The organism is Nocardiopsis akebiae, assembly GCF_018316795.1.
Lineage (GTDB): Bacteria > Actinomycetota > Actinomycetes > Streptosporangiales > Streptosporangiaceae > Nocardiopsis > Nocardiopsis dassonvillei.
The window spans coordinates 2,079,284-2,093,489 of record NZ_CP074132.1; the positions used below are offsets into that span (position 1 = coordinate 2,079,284).

Annotated in this window: 14 protein-coding genes and 1 pseudogene; 4 read left to right on the forward strand and 11 right to left on the reverse strand. The window is 69.7% G+C overall.

All coding sequences use genetic code 11. The annotated features are described in order from the left end of the window. Positions 1 to 227 precede the first annotated feature (227 nt). Together KGD83_RS08910 and KGD83_RS08915 are read left to right on the forward strand one after the other, a co-directional pair. Positions 228 to 449: a DedA family protein gene (locus tag KGD83_RS08910; RefSeq protein ID WP_212643359.1), complete on the forward strand. Its 222-nt coding sequence runs from the start codon at positions 228 to 230 to the stop codon at positions 447 to 449. A 27-nt stretch (positions 450 to 476) separates the two neighbouring features. Next, complete coding sequence (locus KGD83_RS08915) at positions 477 to 839, forward strand: DedA family protein (protein ID WP_256448863.1); 363 nt, start codon at positions 477 to 479, stop codon at positions 837 to 839. 40 nt (positions 840 to 879) lie between these two features. Here the strand turns inward: KGD83_RS08915 and chrA are convergent, their stop codons facing one another. The 9 genes from chrA to KGD83_RS08960 form a co-directional block, all read right to left on the reverse strand. Beyond that, positions 880 to 2,103, reverse strand: a complete 1,224-nt coding sequence (gene chrA / locus KGD83_RS08920; protein WP_212643360.1) for a chromate efflux transporter — start codon at positions 2,101 to 2,103, stop codon at positions 880 to 882. 370 nt (positions 2,104 to 2,473) lie between these two features. Further along, on the reverse strand, positions 2,474 to 3,646 hold the full coding sequence (locus KGD83_RS08925) for an endonuclease/exonuclease/phosphatase family protein (RefSeq protein WP_249352227.1): 1,173 nt from the start codon (positions 3,644 to 3,646) through the stop codon (positions 2,474 to 2,476). Positions 3,647 to 3,674: 28 nt separating this feature from the next. Beyond that, entirely contained in the window at positions 3,675 to 4,046 is a 372-nt protein-coding gene (locus KGD83_RS08930; RefSeq protein ID WP_212643361.1) for a hypothetical protein, read from the reverse strand. After that, positions 4,043 to 4,321, reverse strand: coding sequence for a WhiB family transcriptional regulator (locus KGD83_RS08935; protein WP_212643362.1), 279 nt, complete (start codon positions 4,319 to 4,321; stop codon positions 4,043 to 4,045). The genes KGD83_RS08930 and KGD83_RS08935 overlap by 4 nt, the downstream gene beginning before the upstream one ends. Positions 4,322 to 4,400: 79 nt before the next feature. After that, on the reverse strand, positions 4,401 to 7,304 hold the full coding sequence (locus tag KGD83_RS08940; RefSeq protein WP_212643363.1) for a type I polyketide synthase: 2,904 nt from the start codon (positions 7,302 to 7,304) through the stop codon (positions 4,401 to 4,403). Then, positions 7,301 to 8,026, reverse strand: coding sequence for a methyltransferase domain-containing protein (locus KGD83_RS08945; protein ID WP_212643364.1), 726 nt, complete (start codon positions 8,024 to 8,026; stop codon positions 7,301 to 7,303). Before KGD83_RS08945 ends, KGD83_RS08940 begins: the two co-directional genes overlap by 4 nt. A 41-nt stretch (positions 8,027 to 8,067) precedes the next feature. Beyond that, on the reverse strand, positions 8,068 to 9,387 hold the full coding sequence (locus KGD83_RS08950) for a hypothetical protein (RefSeq protein WP_212643365.1): 1,320 nt from the start codon (positions 9,385 to 9,387) through the stop codon (positions 8,068 to 8,070). Continuing rightward, positions 9,384 to 10,187: a DUF742 domain-containing protein gene (locus tag KGD83_RS08955; protein ID WP_212643366.1), complete on the reverse strand. Its 804-nt coding sequence runs from the start codon at positions 10,185 to 10,187 to the stop codon at positions 9,384 to 9,386. Before KGD83_RS08955 ends, KGD83_RS08950 begins: the two co-directional genes overlap by 4 nt. After that, complete coding sequence (locus KGD83_RS08960; RefSeq protein ID WP_212643367.1) at positions 10,184 to 10,672, reverse strand: roadblock/LC7 domain-containing protein; 489 nt, start codon at positions 10,670 to 10,672, stop codon at positions 10,184 to 10,186. Before KGD83_RS08960 ends, KGD83_RS08955 begins: the two co-directional genes overlap by 4 nt. 297 nt (positions 10,673 to 10,969) lie before the next feature. On the opposite strand from KGD83_RS08960, the pseudogene KGD83_RS29085 reads away from it, so the two are divergent. Next, a pseudogene (locus KGD83_RS29085) lies at positions 10,970 to 11,161 on the forward strand (helix-turn-helix domain-containing protein); the annotation flags it as partial. A gap of 204 nt (positions 11,162 to 11,365) precedes the next feature. After that, positions 11,366 to 12,328 (forward strand): hypothetical protein, encoded by a 963-nt coding sequence (locus KGD83_RS08965; RefSeq protein WP_212643368.1) that lies wholly within the window; start codon positions 11,366 to 11,368, stop codon positions 12,326 to 12,328. Positions 12,329 to 12,330: 2 nt separating this feature from the next. Here KGD83_RS08965 and KGD83_RS08970 read toward each other — a convergent pair whose 3' ends face one another. Both KGD83_RS08970 and KGD83_RS08975 read right to left on the reverse strand, forming a co-directional pair. Further along, positions 12,331 to 13,230, reverse strand: a complete 900-nt coding sequence (locus tag KGD83_RS08970; protein WP_212643369.1) for a phosphotransferase enzyme family protein — start codon at positions 13,228 to 13,230, stop codon at positions 12,331 to 12,333. Between the two features lie 41 nt (positions 13,231 to 13,271). Beyond that, the gene (locus tag KGD83_RS08975) at positions 13,272 to 13,916 is read right to left on the reverse strand and encodes an HAD family hydrolase (RefSeq protein ID WP_249352229.1); all 645 of its coding nucleotides are present in this window, start codon (positions 13,914 to 13,916) and stop codon (positions 13,272 to 13,274) included. Positions 13,917 to 14,206 lie beyond the last annotated feature (290 nt).

Sequence of the window (14,206 nt, forward strand, 5' to 3'; positions counted from 1 at the left end):
TCGCCGCCAGCGGCGGCGAGGGGAAAACCAGTGGTGGTTGAGTGCGTGCTGGCTCGGGTAAGCGAAAATAACGCGAGTCGATATCGTGAAGCGATGGGTAGCTGCCGTGTGTTTTCGGTCAGGCACGCTCTGATGAGGCGGCATGGCGGGAACGACCGGTCCCGAGTCCTGAAAGGAACGGATCCGCCGGATGGCGTGGGGACGTCCGGACCGCGTCGGGGCGGCGCGTGAACCCGCTGGACGCCGTCGCCGCCGGTACTCCGCTCAGTTGCCCGGTCCTCATCGTGTGTCTGGCAGGTTCGGCGGTGTTCCCGCCGCTGCCCAGCGAGGCCGCTATCTTCACGGCCGGGGCGCTGGCCGGTGCCGGACGCCTCAACATCCTCGCCGTGGGCGTGTGCGGCGCGGTGGGATCACTGGCCGGTGACGGTGTCGGTTACCTGTGCGGCTGACTCCTGGGTTGGCGTGCTCTGACCCGACTGGAGCGGGGAGAGCGCGGTCGACGCGCGGCTGGCTGGGCCCAGCGCCGGATCGAGCGCTACGGCGGCCCGGGCACCGCCGCCTCCCGATTCGTCCCCGGCGGTCAGACCGCCTTCAGTGTCACCGCTGGCATGTTGGCCTACCCGCTGGGCCGCTACGTCCTCTACTCCGCCGTCGGCGCCGCTCTGTGGGCGGTCTGCGGAACCCTGGCCGGCTCACTCGGCGGCCGTGCGCTGGCTGCGGGCAACTGGATCGGCCTAGTCGTCGCACTCCTGGCCGTGGTCTTGCTCTTTCTCGCGCCCAAGCTGCTGCGTCGGGGCACCGGACGGATCCCCACAACGGATCGCGCCGGGGAATGGTGAAGCGGGGTTGGTACCGCGACCCGGACCGCGCCGTGGCCGCTTACAGGAATACGAACCCGGCCGCGCTGGCCACCAGGACGACCGCCCAGGTAGGCAGGCGCCACACAGAGAGAGCCACGAACGCAACCGCGGCCACGGCCATCGTGCCGGAGGAGACCACGCCCTGGACGAAGACCGGGTCGTACAGGGCCGCGGCCAGGATCCCCACCACTGCCGCACCGGCTCCGGCCATGGCGCCGCGGGCGCGCGGCGCGGTGCGCAGCCGCTCCCAGAACGGCAGTGCGCCCACGACCAGAAGCGCCGAGGGCAGGAAGATCGCGGCCAGGGCGATCGCTGCGCCCAGCAGCGGGCTTCCGGCTACGGGCATCAGCGCGCCCAGGTAGGCGGCGAAGGTGAACAGCGGTCCGGGCACGGCCTGTGCCGCGCCGTACCCGGCGAGGAAGGACTCGTGGTCCACGGCTCCGCTGCTCACTACCTCGGCCTCCAGCAGCGGCAGCACCACATGCCCGCCACCGAAGACCAGCGACCCCGCTCGGTAGAAGCCGTCCGCCACTCCTACGGCGGGATTGGCTGGCAGCGTCGCCAACACGGGCAGAGCCACCAGCAGGGCGGCGAACACTCCCAGGCACACCAGCGCGGTCCCGCGCCTCACACCGACCCCGCCGCCGTCCGTACCGTCCTGGGTGGACGCGGTCGTGTGCAGACAGAACAGGCCCAGTACACCGCCCACGAGAATCGCCACGACCTGGCTCAGAGCCGAAGGCAGGAGCAGGACCAGCACCAGAGCGGCCACCGCGATCGCGGCCTGGCGTTTTCCGGAGGCCAGGCTTCGGGCCATGCCCACCACGGCGTGTGCGACCACGGCCACCGCCGCCGCCTTCAGCCCGAGCAGCCATCCGGCCCCGGGCTCGGCTCCCACGGCCTGCACGCCCAGCGCAAAGGCCACCAGCAGTATCGCCGAGGGCAAGGTGAAGGCCACCCACGCGGCGGCCATCCCCGCGTACCCGGCCCGGCGCAGCCCGATGGTCATGCCGACCTGGCTGGAGGCCGGTCCGGGCAGGAATTGGCACAGCGCCACCAGGTCCGCGTAGTCGGACTCGGTGAGCCAGCTGCGGCGCACCACGAACGCTTCCCGGAAGTAGCCCAAGTGCGCCACCGGCCCGCCGAACGAGGTCAGGCCCAAGGTGAGGAAGACTCGGAACACCTCGCCGACGGTCCCGAGTCCGGCGGCGGCAGTAACCTTCTTCTCGGTTGACCCGTTCATCTCCACACCATCCCCACCACGTCCGGTGCTGGGGTTGCGGGCGACGGTCGCCGAACCGTCGGGGGTGTCGGCGGTGTGTTCACGGGTGGCTGCTCCGTCTCTGCTGACGTGGTCCGATATCGGAGGACGATATCGAAAGTGGAGCAGCGACCGTCGGGCGGGGTGCCGAAACGGTGACGCGGTGCAGGGCACGCCGATCCCCTGTGCCGACAGCCGCATCTCCAGGAGACCCGCTGTGCTTGCTGCAGGGCCGGCACATCGCTGCTCGGGCACCGGGTCGCGTATCAGCGCAGCCATGGGACTTCAGCGGCCGTCGGTGGTGTCGCCGGGGGTGAGTAGAGCGCCGTGCGCATGTTCACCGACAGAATCCTCAGGTGCGCAGGGACGACCTTGCCTGTAGTGCGGTCGTGAGAAGCCGGTGGTCACTGACCATCGCTCCTCTGGGCAGATGGACCGCTGTCTCCTCAGGCAGTACGGTCTCAGCCAGTGCCGGACTGAGCAGGGCGTGATCGATGACCATTCCTCCGCCCAAGTCGATGCCGTCATTGACCGTGGCGGGGAAGAGCCCGGTGGGGCGACCGCGCAGCTCCCATGCGACCTCGACCGCGGTATGCCACCCGATACCTCCCACGCGAGCTCTGGTGGCGGGATCCCAGGTACCGAGTAGGTGGTCCAGGGGTGCGGTATGTGCTGCCCACGGGCCCGACGGCCCGTTGGGCTGCCACCCCTTGTGGTGGCGTTGGTGAATTGGCATCTGGGTGAAGTCGGTGAACGGCCACAGGGCGGAGTCTCCGCTGGGGGAGCAGTTGAAGTCCCCGGCGAGAATGGCGAACCTCTCGGGCCCCAGCAGCCCGGAGGCGGTCAGGGCAGAGTGCAGCCGATTGGTGCGGTCCCACGGGTGCCAGTGGGCGGCCATGACGGTGAGCGGGCTGTCCCACCAGGCGGTTTCGAAGATCGCTCGGTTCCACACGTCGGAGTTGTTCGGGGTGCTGGAGGGGACGTCCCACCGGATCAGGGCAAGCTGGTCCGGATTCCAGATGATTGCGGGCGGGACCGGCGCGCGCTCCAGGTGGCCGATGCGGATCTGATAGCGGGGGCCGAAGATGTCGGCCAGGACGCTGGTGGCTCGTAGTCCGAGCCGGGTGCCGTTCTTGTCCCAGTCGCGGGCTTCGGTGACTACGACTGCGGTTGGCGGGGCCTTGACGGTCGCGAACAACTCCGTCAGCACGTGGTCCATGCCGAGCGGATGCCGAATACCACCATCCTTGATGTTGACCACAGCGAGTCGGAAGGGCGTGCTGTTGGTCGGCATGGCTCTCCTCGGGGTGCACAGGACGTGGGGCAGAAGACAAGACAAGAGCAGGTCGACCGTTTCCAGAGGTATGACTGCGGTCGTCTTGGCGGCGATGAGGACCCCGTTGAGCCAGGTGTGCAGGATCAGACGGTTGCAAGTCGGGCGGGCGACGCCGTCGATGCTTGGCCCCTGGCCAGACGGTTGAGTGAGCAGGTCACCCACGGTGGTCACCAGGTGCAGGTCGTCCATGCCGGTAGCTCCGGCGTGGTAGCCCTGCTCAAACGCGGATGATGGTGTGCGAACGCGTGGCCAGAGTGGGGTTGGTGCCCAGGTGACGGGTGTTCGCGACTGGGGAGCCCACCCGGTCACCGGCCTTGCTGAGCAGGCGCATCATCTCCGCGAGCCCGCCCTCGACGTCCACTTCGGTATCACCCTCGAAGAAGGCCAGCTCCTGCCACCAGCGGCGTCCCTTCCGCATGAGGTGCGCCTGGATGCGGCGGTCCTGTTTGGCGGAGGAGATGGTGACGCGGTACCCGTGTGAACACGCGGTGATGGTGGTGTCCACGGTGGCGCGGCGCCCGTGGGCGGCCAGGTGGCGAATGATGGCGGGAGCGCTCGACAGCTCCTGCGCACTCAACGGCTCGGTCATCGTCTTCCTGTCATGGCGGGGACCGGGGTGGTGATCGCCTGCTCCCAGTCGGTCGGGTGTTGCTGGAGGAGTTGGCGGCGCTGGCGTGCGGTCATGCCGCCCCACATCCCGTGCTCTTCCTGGTTCTTCAGGGCTTCAGGCAGGGACGGCAGGCGTATCGCGCAGCTGCGGCAGATACGGGTGACCTCGCGTTGGGCGCGGCCTGTGACGAACAGGGTGTCGGGGTCGATGTCGGTGCGGCGACAGGCCGCGCGGGTGTCGGAAGAGAGGGACATGGCGTGGTCCTGAAGAGTGTGGGGGTGCCCCCGCCCGTTTCCAGCTGAGCGGGGACACCCCTGGGGCGCCGCTCCGGGATCAGGGGAGAACGGACGGGCGCCCGGCGGAAAGGGTCGAAGGAGCCGGAAACAGGGCTTGGAGGTCCTCCACGACCCGGGACAGAGGGCGACTGGGCAGGAACAGCCGGATGTTCACGTGTCGCCAGGCCGGAACGCGGCGTAGCCGGGAGGTCAGCTGAAGGAGCTGGTGGCTCTCCAAACCCAGCTCGGTCCAGGACGCCGTCATGTCCAACCCATCAGGCAGATGAAGCAATCGGCAAACCTCGGCGGTCAGGTGCTCCGCCACCCCGTCAGGCGTGGGTGCTGGGACCTGTCCGGGCACGGTCCCCGCCGTTGATGCCCTGGTGCGGTCCCAGCCCGGGGCGATGACCAGGTCCGGATGGGCGCGATGTGCTGGTCCCGTGGGAGTGACGCCGCGGGTGTACAGCTCTCCGATCGCGTGGGCGAACGTTGTGGGATCGGCGGTGGCGGCCACAGGACGGTGGACGGTATCGCCCAGTGTGTGGGCGATGTGCTCGACCAGCAGTGTCCGCGGCCCGATCTCCACGAACACCATCGGCCCGCCGGGGATGTCAACGGCTCGGTGGAGAGCGTCGGTGAACCGCACCGGCTGTCGGGCCTGCGCGGCCCAGTACGCCGTCCCCCACATCTCCGCCTCGGCCGTGCCCTCGTGCGGGTAGGCGGTGGAGATGATCGGTACCCGGGGCGCCTGGACACGCAGCCCGAACAGGGCCTGTTCCAGTGCGGAGACGAGTGGATCCACAGCGGGGGAGTGGGCGGGGATGACATCGGCCACCGGTCTGCTCCACACCCCTTCGGAGTCCAGGGCGGCGTGCAGGTGCAGCAGGTCCCCGTGTGGTCCGGCGACGACCTGGACCCGCGGAGCGCTGTAGGAGGCGATGGACACCCGCCCGTCGTAGGCGGCCAAGAACTCACCGGTCTCCTCGACCCCGGCGCGGACGGCCAAGAGTCCGCCCGCCTCGGTCAGCCCGCCCAGCAGGCGGCTGCGGTGGGCGAGCACCCGCGCGGCCGAATCCAGGGGCAGGGCCCCGGCGGTGTGGGCGGCGGCGATCTCCCCGACCGAGTGCCCCAGAACCAGGTCTGGGACGATGCCGCGGTCGGCCAGCAGCGCGGTGAGCGCGACCTGGGCGAGGAAGGTGCAGTGCTGGGCGTCGGTGAAGGACGTGATGCCCTGGCCCGGCTCCCACACCGGATAGCCCGTGTGCTCAGCCAGCTTCTCCCGGGCCTCGTGGAGAACGTGGGCGAAGGCGGGTACGCGCAGCAGTTCGGCTCCGGCGTCCGGGTGGTGGCCGCCGTGCCCGGTGTAGACGAACACCGTCTGTGGTCGGAGGTCAGCCGCGCGGCCAGGGTCGACCACGTCGGCGTTGGGTGCGCCGTCTTGGATGCTGCGCAGTCCCTGGACCAGGGTGCCCAGGTCGGCGGCGACCACAGCGGCCCGGTGCCGGTGGTGGGGGCCGTGAGCAAGGCAAGTGTCGGCGACGGTGCCCACCGATCGGCCCTGCGGGGCGCGTTCAGCCAGGCGTTCGGCGGCCGAGGCGAGCGCGGCCGGGCTGTGCGCGGAGACCAGCACGGTCTCGGGCAACGGCATCGGATCCTGCTCCAACGGCGGCTCCACTGCGGGCACCTGGGTGATGACGGCATGGGCGTTCGCGCCACCGAACCCGAAGCTGCTCACCCCGGCCACACGGGTCCTCTCCTGCCCGGGGTCCTCACCCGTGGGCCAGTCCTCCACGGTGGTGGGCACCCGCACCAGCCCTTCCAACCGGTGGCGCAGGGTGCGGTGGTGCAGGGTCGGCGGGATTTGGCCGTGGTGGACGGCCAGCGCGGCGACCATCACCCCCAGCGCTCCGGCGCCGCCTTCGAGGTGGCCCAGCGCGGCCTTGACCGACCCCACCGGCACAGGCGTGCCCCGGCCCAGAGCCTCGGCGAGGGCGATCGCCTCGATACGGTCCCCGGCGCGGGTGCCGGTGCCGTGCGCCTGCGCCCACCCCACCCGGTCCGGGTGGACGGCGGCATCGGCCAGGGCCTGGCGGATCACCGCTGTTTGGCGTTCGGCGCGCGGGCGCAGCAGGTGCCGGGAGGCGCCTCCGTGGCCGATGGCGGTCCCGGCCACCTGCGCCCACACCCGACGCCCCTGCTCGCGCGCCCGCTCGGCGCGCGTGAGGACGAGCACCACCGTGCCCTCCGAGCGCACGTACCCGGCAGCCTGGGCGTCGAAGGGGCGGCACCGCCCGTCCCAGGCGAGCACACCGGCCTCGACGAAGCTGGCGGTGATGACCGGGCTGGTGAGGATGTTGGTTCCGGCGACGACCGCGGTCTCCACCGCTCCGGCGCGCAGGTCGCGCACCGCGTAGTGCAACGCGGTCAACGAGGAGGAGCAGGCGGTGTCGAAGGTCAGCGACGGTCCCGACAGGTCCAGCAGGAAGGAGACGCGGTTGGCCAGGATCGCCATCCCGGCCCCGGAACCGGTATGAGTTCCGGCCCGGTGCCCGGCACCGAAGTTCACGCTGGCCTGGTCGGTGCTGGCCGCCCCCACGTACACCCCCGTCGCCGACTCAGCCAGCGAGGAGGGGCGCAGTGAGGCGTCGGCGAGCGCTTCGTAGATGGTCTCCAGCAGGAGCTTCTGCTGGGGGTCCATCTCCGCGGCCTCGTCCGGGCCGATGCCGAAGAACTCCCGGTCGAAGGCGTCGACGTCGACCACCCCGGCGGGGAACGGCTGGCCGGGGACCTGGTCGGGGTGCAGGTGCTTAACCATCTGCTTCCACCGGTGCTCGGGGATGCGGGTGACGCAGTCCCGTCCTTCGAGCAGCGCCTCCCACAGGCCAGCTGGGGAGATGATGCCGCCGGGGAGGCGGCATCCCATGCCGACGATCGCCACGGGTTCACGGTTGGTGGTGGTCATCGGCGCGGCCCCTTCGCCACCCACACCCCGGCCGCTCCCATGACGCTCACCTGCACGTCGGTGAAGTGCAGACTCAGCATGTGCCGGAGTTCCACGAACCGGTCACCGTGGTTGTTGAGCACGGTCGGCTCGGCCTTGTTGTAGACACGCTGCAACCGGCGGGCGAGCCAGTTGTTGCGGGTGAAGGGATCCTCCAAGCCGAGCAGGGTGGAGCCGATGAACACCCCGCCGGGCGCCAGAACCCGGGCGATCTCGGAGAAGGGCGTGTGCTTGGCGAACAGCGAGGCGCCCTCGACGCAGTGCAGCACATGGAACATCGCCACCGACCCCACCGCCTCGTCGGTCAGCGGCCACGGACGGGAGAGTACGTCGTGCTGATGGGTGCTCACCTGGGCGCGCTCGCCCAGCAAGCGCGCACACCGTTCCAACGGTGCCGCGTGCAGGTCCAGAAGGTGGATCTGGCGCAGACGCGGTGAGAGCGGCACACCATCCGGGCCGACGGGGTCGGGGGCGTTGACCAGGAAGTGGCCGTCGGCCGGGCCGACCTCCAGGTGCGAGGCGGCCAAGTGGCGGGCATAGAGGGCCGCGATCGCGGTGTTGTCGACCTTCCACGCGAGCCGGTGGGACAGCCCCACGACCAAGCGGCGGTACCGCTGGAGGTTGCGGTGGCTGTACAGCTTCGGGTTGGGGGTGGATCTCGGAGGGGAGGCGTTTTCGGGCATGGTGAAGCAGGTCCTTCGTGCCGGGGGTGAGGGAAAAGGGGTCAGGGCGAGAGGAGGCGGGCCATGCGCGCGGGGTCGTCCAGTCCGGCGGCCCAGGCGTTGGCGCCTTCAGGGATGGCCACGGTCTCGGCGAAGGCCGTCAGCAGGGCCCCAGGCAGAGAGCCGTTCCAGTAGCCGGTGACGAACTCGCCGAAGCCGCTGGTGTACTGGCCGTGCCGAGCCCAGTACGCCTCCCACGCTCCGGTGAGGAAGTCTCCGTCCAAGGGGCCGTTGAGGTGGCGCTGCTGCCGGATCTGGTCGCGGACGGTGGTGGCCACCAGAACGGAAGCCCCCGCTCCCTGACCGGAGGCGTGCTCCACCGTCACCGTGGCGTCGCCGATGCCCAGAACCGGCGTTCCGCCCACAACGGCGACCGGGTGCCGTACCCGGGGGCGGATGTGGCGTACCAGCTCCGAGCGGGGAACCACGCTGGCCTTGGCGCACTGCTCGGCCACGTCGGGCGCCAGCACTCCTAGACGAGGCAGCACATGGTTCCAGGCGTTGCGCGCGTGGTGGCCGTGCCGGGAAGGCAGTCCCGCCGCGGTGGCGGCGTTCGCCTTCTGGCCCAGAGCGGGCGTGGGGTCCAGGTCCGTGCCAGGGCGTGCGAGCACCTGTACACACACCGCCCAGAAGGGCGCGACGTCGACAGGGGCTTCGCCAGCCCCCGACAGCTCCCGGACCTGGCTCGGGCTGAGCACGTCGTGCGTCAGCGCCGGGTAGACCAGCACCTCTCCTTCCGGGTGGGTGATGACCTGGATGTCGGCGTCCCCAGGGGCACGGTCGAACCCGTCCAGGTGCACCTGTACCGCTACCCGGTCCGTGGCACCGCCGACACGGCGCTCATCCGGGGCGAAGAGTCGGCCCAGGTCGCTGTCCACACCGGGGGCGACCACGACCAGGTCATACATCCCGGAGGCGGCGAAGGAGGCCACGTCCGCGACGGTGCAGGTCTTGACGTAGACCCCGCCGCCCAGCGCTTCGAAGCGCTGCAACCAGTACGCGGTCTTCAGCCGGTGGTCGACGGCGGTGGCCGCCGCGGGTAGTTCGGCCCTGAACTCCCACGGCCGATCCGCGGAGGCCATCGCCATGCGCACGCTCTGCGCCTTCGGCGCGGTGGCGGCCCACAGGTCCAGCCCCAGGGAGCGCTCGGCCGCGCGAACCGACGGCAGGGTGATCTGGGTGAGCCCGGCCGGGCCGCCCAGGAGTTCGGGGGTGGAGTGGCGGGTGAACACGTCCACGCGCCAGCCGTCCGCCAACAGCCCGGTGCCCAACGTCAGGGCAGAGTGCCCGGAGCCGAAGATCACCGCACGGGGCTGGTTCATCGGTGGCCTCCGTTCTCCAGGTATGTGCACAGGTCCATCAGCCCTTCGGCGCTGGCGGTGGACGAGCCCAGATCGGCGGCCACCACCGGGTCAACGTCATCGGCCAGGCCTGCGGCTGCGCGGAGTTGTTCAGGGGTGGGTTCCGCGCCGTCGTGTACGGGGACCAGAGCCACCAGCGTGACTCCCAGAGCGCGCAGGACCGCGATCCGGTCCGCGGTGTGAGCGGGCTCGGTGGGGTCGGCGATCACCAGGGCTCCGAAGGCGTCCCGGCACAGGTCCGCCCATGACGGGTGGTGCGCCTCCACCGCCACACCGAGCCCCAGCAGGTGCAGGTCCTCAGCGATCCGGGCCACCGCGACATCCACACCGCACCCCGGGTCTAGAGGAAAGGGCTCCCTCCTGGTCAGGTGCGCGAGACATCGGCGCACCTGCTCGGGTTGGCCTCCCACGACGAGCAGCTTGGCCACGCGCGGAACGGGGCCCTCGGCCGGCCCACCGCAGGCCCACGAACGCAGACGTGCCGCCAGCGCGGGAGAACGCACGATCCGAAGCAGGTCCACCTGGGCCAGGTCGCAGACCAGCACACCGGCCAACGCCGGAGAGAAGCCCAACCGGGCCGCGAGTTCGGCGACCGTCACGGGGTGCTCCGCATCAAGGCAGAGCCGCCACACCGAGACGGCCGGCTCGGGCAGGTCGGGCTGGTAGGAAGCCGGTATGGACGGAGTGGCCCGCACCAACGTGTCCATGAGCACCCGTGTACCGGGCCGCACCGTCAGCGGTGCGGGTGCGATCGTGCTCATCCCCGCCCCTCGTCTCCGCTGGCCTGGTGAATGAACGGGCGCGGCTGGCGCGGGAGGAGGTGCTGGACGGATCCGGCGAACAGCGTCAGGGCACGGGCCGTCTCACGCAACGACGCCGCATCGTCCACCACGAGCGCTGCTGTGGCCTCGTCGGTGAGCGGGGCGATCACGACCGCGCCGCTCCGGTAGCGCACCAGCACGGTTTCCACTTCTCCCCGCTTGTGCTGGCGTCCGGCTTCCCTGGAGAACAGGTGCAGGCCGTTGAGTGCGGCGGTGGCCCGCTCGGCTTGGACCTGGTCCATCCCGGCGCGGGCCAGGTGCAGCCCGTCGCGGCCGAACACCACGCCGCCCAGCGCCCGGGTGTCCTCCAGAAGCTGGACGAGCGCCTGCACCAGGGCACGGTCGCGTTGCTCCCCGTCCGGGTACGTCGTGTCAGGGGCGGACCAGAGGTGGGAACGCTCTGTCCCTGTTGCTGCTGCGGTCATACACGGCAGTGTGGTTTCGCTCGGAGGGAGAACCTATGCGTGCGAGGTTAAGCGCGGCGTTCGAATAATGCGTGCCGTTCGATTTCCGGGTCATGACGAGGAGAAAGCTCTCCTGGCGCACCTGGCTGGTTTCCGAAGGCGCTGAAAAGGAATCGGATTCACCGCTACTGTGAGGGCGTCTCGTTACGCCCCCAGGTGACGGAGGAGGCTCCGATGTGCGGGAACTGCGGACGCCCGCGCCATGACGGGCGAGGAGCGTGCCACTGCATTCCGGCCTGGGTGTGGCAGGACCCGGAGATGGTCGACGCGGTCCGGGAACGCGACGCCCGGGCAGTGGTGCGGTTCCTTCGACGCCGAGTGCCTTCGCTGACGCAGGAAGCGCTGGCGAGCATGTGTGGAGTGGCGCAGAGCACCATCACCCGGGCTGAGGCTGGGAAGGGACTCACCGACCGTCGCAAGGCCATAGAAGCCCTGCGGGGACTCGGCGCACCTCTGGAGACACTGCCTTCTGCGGCTCCTACCGTGCGGATGACTGATGACCGCGCTTCCTCGGATGCTGATCTGTTCACCGAATCCGTGCAGGAAGCGGTCAGACAGGCAGGAACGCTGTGGGACGCCGATCTTTCACAGCGCATTCCTGATAACTGGCCCATGATGCAGGCGGAACGCCTGAGCACGCCCCTGCTCCGGTGGTTGGTCGCACCCCCAGCCCTCATCGGTACCGAAGCCGATGCCCAGCTCAACGTCACCGAGGACGACGTCCACGCCATCACGCGAGCCTGCGACCTCTTCGAGACTCTGGATCATGAGTTTGGAGGCGGACACGCACGAACCGCAGCCGTCCAGTACCTGACCAGTGAGGTCGCACCCCTGTTGCGGGGCCGCTTCACCCCACAGGTGGGCAGAGCGCTCTTCTCCGCGAGCGCTCGCTTCGCCGCCAAGACGGGAGCCATGGCTTATGACGCGGGGCTGCACGCCTTGGGCCGCCGCTACTTCCTCCAATCCCTGAACCTGGCCCACCTTGGGTCGAACCGCCTGCTGGGGGCGAAGGCGCTCGCCCTACTCAGCCACCAGGCCAACTTCCTCGGTGACTTCCGCAGCGCGGTCGATCTCGCCCGTACCGCCAAGGCCGGTACCGGTGCCCAGGCCACCCCCGCTATCCGAGCCATGCTCGCCGCCATGGAGGCCCGAGGACTGGCCTCCCTTGGAGAGGAACGCGCCTGCGCCAGCGCGCTGAAGGAGATGGAGAACGCCTTCGCCGCTATCGACAATGAACAGGAACCCGCCTGGATGGGGTACTTCAACTCCTCCGAGATGGCCGACGAGTTCGCGCACTGCTTCCACGACCTTGGACGAGGTCCACAGGCGGTCGAACACGCACAGAGGTCTATCGCGCTGGCACCCACCAGCTTCCGGCGCAGTCGTACCTTCGCCGGTCTGGTACGGGCGGGAGCTCACCTGATGACCCCGGCCAAGGACATCGAAGCCGCCTGCACGGTCGCGCGGCACACCATCGAGGCTGCCAGCCGACTGCGCTCGGCCCGCGTCCACGCCTACATCACGCGCTTCCAAGCCAGCCTGGAACCCTATGCCACGACCCGCCCCGTACGGGAGTTCCAGGAGTTCCTCGTCGACTCTCCGTTGGCGCGGCCCTGAAGTCAGGTTCCGGGCTGCCACCGCTTGAGGCCGCAGGCCTGGTCCAGGGAAGCGATGCGGCTTCGAGCCTCGGGCAGAAGGTGCGGCTCCCGTCCGGTGCGGGCACACAACCACGCCGTCATCCGCAGCTCCCGAACCGCGGCCATGGTCTCGAACTCCGACCACTCCCGGACGTCCCAGCCGTAGGCCGTGACGAACCCCGCGTACTCGGCGGCGGTGTACCAGCCCAAGCGCTCGTACACCGCTGCCACGACGAGATCCCATTCGCGAAGCCCGTTGCTGAAGCGCTCAAGGTCGAGAACCACCGGTTTCCCGTTCTGGTCCTGCACGATGTTCTTGCGGTGGGCGTCGCCGTGGACAGGACCAGGAGGAAGCACGGGCTCCAGATGCACGTAGGCGTTACGCAGGCGATCGAGCCGGTGGCGGAGGAAAGACTTCTCCCCGGGTTCCAGGTACGACTGGTCGATGTAGTCCTCGGTCCCGTCGAGGGGGTCCAAGGACGGAAGCTCCGTGTCCGGAGGGTCCTTCAGCTCATGCAGCCGACGTAGGACCGTGCCGATGACATCGGGCGATGCTGGTCGGACGCCCGGAACGTACTTCCACACGGTGATCGCCCAACCTTCACGCAGAAGGGGGCCGTCCATGCCGTTGACCGCTTGGACGGCGGGGACATCGCTGTCGTGCAGCCACCTGGCCAGACGTAGCTCCCGTCGCGCCCGGTCATAGCTGCTACCAGCACAGATACGAAGGACGAGCTGCTCGCGGGGGAGTAGCGCGGAGGCGTTCTCACCCACGGGCCCGAGGATGTGTGCGTCCAGGTACGACCAGGAGAACTCGGCTGCCGTGCGGGCCGCGGTGCGCAGCGCGGTCTCAGCCGTAAGAGAGGGAGAGGGTTCGGCCACGCTGCCACTGTAAGGGCCCCTGGCGCGGCGCACAGTGGGTTTCAGGCCTCGGAGAGCAGAGCCGGGAGGTCGTGTACCGAGTCGATCACCCAGTCCACGCGTTTGGTGACCTGGGGGTCGTTCGCCCACAGGTGCCCCCACGGGCCGCGCCGGATCAGAGCGGTCCGCAGGCCGGCGGCATGGGCGGGGAGGACGTCGTTGTCGCGGTGGTCGCCCACGTACACGATCTCCTCGGGCGCGCCGGGAGCCATGGCGATGACCTCGACGAAGAACGCGGGGTCGGGTTTGGCGACCCCCCATTCACCCGACGTGGCGATGCCGTCCACCGGCAGATGTAGTCCGTGGAGCAGTTCTCCGGCCCGTGCCGTCTGGTTGCCGGCGATCCCCACCCAGACACCCGCGTCACGGAGCGCGCGCAGCCCCGCGCGTACGTCCGGGTACAGGTCCACCTCCTCGATGAGCTCTCCCTGTCCTGCCTCCTCGCGCAGCTGCCGTTCCCGTGCGAGGTCGAAGCCCGGCCGGAAGTAGTCGAAGGTCTCGGCGTTGTCGCGGCCCTCGGCGGTCACCGCGCCCAGGACGGCGGAGAACGTGTGCCGGGGGACGTTGATCCAGTCCGCCCACCGCGCCCACTCGCGGGTGTCGTCCAGCAGGGTCCCGCCGACATCGAACACCACGGAACGGATCATGCCTTTGGTCTTCCCCACCCGAGTCGGCCGCCTTGTCCGTACCTCATTGTGCCCGGGCGCGAAAACGCTCCGCCCGGCCGCGGCTGCCCTCCCGGCTCCTGTCTGGGAAAACGGCACCTTGCTGTCGGGTTATCGAACCTGTTCAAAGGCAGTGAATCGAACGCCGCGCATAATCCGAACGCGAAGGTTATGCGTGCGCGCATAGGTTGACGCGATCCCGGGCGGAACACTGCTGCCGTTGGCGAACGACCGAGCAACGGCTACAGGAGTTCATGTGAGGGTGTTGGAAG

Excerpts from the sequence above, each read along its gene's own strand:
- chrA (WP_212643360.1), bottom strand. The coding sequence starts at position 2,103 with ATGAACGGGTCAACCGAGAAGAAGGTTACTGCCGCCGCCGGACTCGGG.
- KGD83_RS08925 (WP_249352227.1), bottom strand. The coding sequence starts at position 3,646 with ATGGACGACCTGCACCTGGTGACCACCGTGGGTGACCTGCTCACTCAA.
- KGD83_RS08930 (WP_212643361.1), bottom strand. The coding sequence starts at position 4,046 with ATGACCGAGCCGTTGAGTGCGCAGGAGCTGTCGAGCGCTCCCGCCATC.
- KGD83_RS08935 (WP_212643362.1), bottom strand. The coding sequence starts at position 4,321 with ATGTCCCTCTCTTCCGACACCCGCGCGGCCTGTCGCCGCACCGACATC.
- KGD83_RS08940 (WP_212643363.1), bottom strand. The coding sequence starts at position 7,304 with ATGACCACCACCAACCGTGAACCCGTGGCGATCGTCGGCATGGGATGC.
- KGD83_RS08945 (WP_212643364.1), bottom strand. The coding sequence starts at position 8,026 with ATGCCCGAAAACGCCTCCCCTCCGAGATCCACCCCCAACCCGAAGCTG.
- KGD83_RS08950 (WP_212643365.1), bottom strand. The coding sequence starts at position 9,387 with ATGAACCAGCCCCGTGCGGTGATCTTCGGCTCCGGGCACTCTGCCCTG.
- KGD83_RS08955 (WP_212643366.1), bottom strand. The coding sequence starts at position 10,187 with ATGAGCACGATCGCACCCGCACCGCTGACGGTGCGGCCCGGTACACGG.
- KGD83_RS08960 (WP_212643367.1), bottom strand. The coding sequence starts at position 10,672 with ATGACCGCAGCAGCAACAGGGACAGAGCGTTCCCACCTCTGGTCCGCC.
- KGD83_RS08975 (WP_249352229.1), bottom strand. The coding sequence starts at position 13,916 with ATGATCCGTTCCGTGGTGTTCGATGTCGGCGGGACCCTGCTGGACGAC.